At 67.5% G+C, this 656-nt stretch carries 1 protein-coding gene; it reads right to left on the reverse strand.

Translation table 11 applies throughout. The features are described 5' to 3' along the window. A partial coding sequence (locus tag ADL08_RS11725; protein WP_053642037.1) for an IS5/IS1182 family transposase occupies positions 1-656 on the reverse strand: 656 nt, incomplete at both ends.

Genomic DNA, 656 nt, shown 5'->3' on the forward strand with positions numbered 1-656 from the left:
AGGTCAGCAGGGTGTGGACGGCTTGGACGATGGTGCTGATGCGGCGGGTGGAGCATCGGGCTCGTCGGAGGATGCGCCAGGACTTCAGTTGGGCGAAGGCGCGTTCGCCAGGCGCTCTGAGCCGTGCGTGGTCGCGGTTGAACTGCTGGTATTGCTCTGGCTGTTCGCGGTGGTGGTAGTACGGGGTTCGGAAGGTGGCGCCGGCGCCCTGGTAGGCGCGGTCGGCGAGGACGAGGATCTGCCGGGTGAGGCACGCTTGGACGATGCCGTGGGACCGGGCCGCGGTCAGATCATGGGTCCGGCCGGGTGTCGCGCGGGAGAACCACGGCGGTGTGCCGTCGGGACGGGCGATGACCTGTACGTTCATGCCGTGCTTGCGGTGTTTCATCGAGTAGTACGGCTCGTCCGCAGCAATCCGGTCGATGGGGATCAGGGTGCCGTCGCCGCTGACGTGGTCCCCTTCACCAAGGCCGGTGAGCGCTTCGTAGAGGCCAGGCGCCCAGCCGGCCAGGACGTCCAGGGTCTCGTCGACGTAGCGCCAGGCGGTGGCCTGCGATATCCCGAAACCTGCTCCAAGCTGCGAGAACGTCTCGTTCTTCCGCAGATGGACCAGCGTGAGGAGTGCCTGCTGGAAGCAGCCGAGCCTGCGCCACCGC

The sequence above is a fragment of the Streptomyces sp. NRRL F-6492 genome (genome assembly GCF_001280125.1).
Taxonomy (GTDB): Bacteria; Actinomycetota; Actinomycetes; order Streptomycetales; family Streptomycetaceae; genus Streptomyces.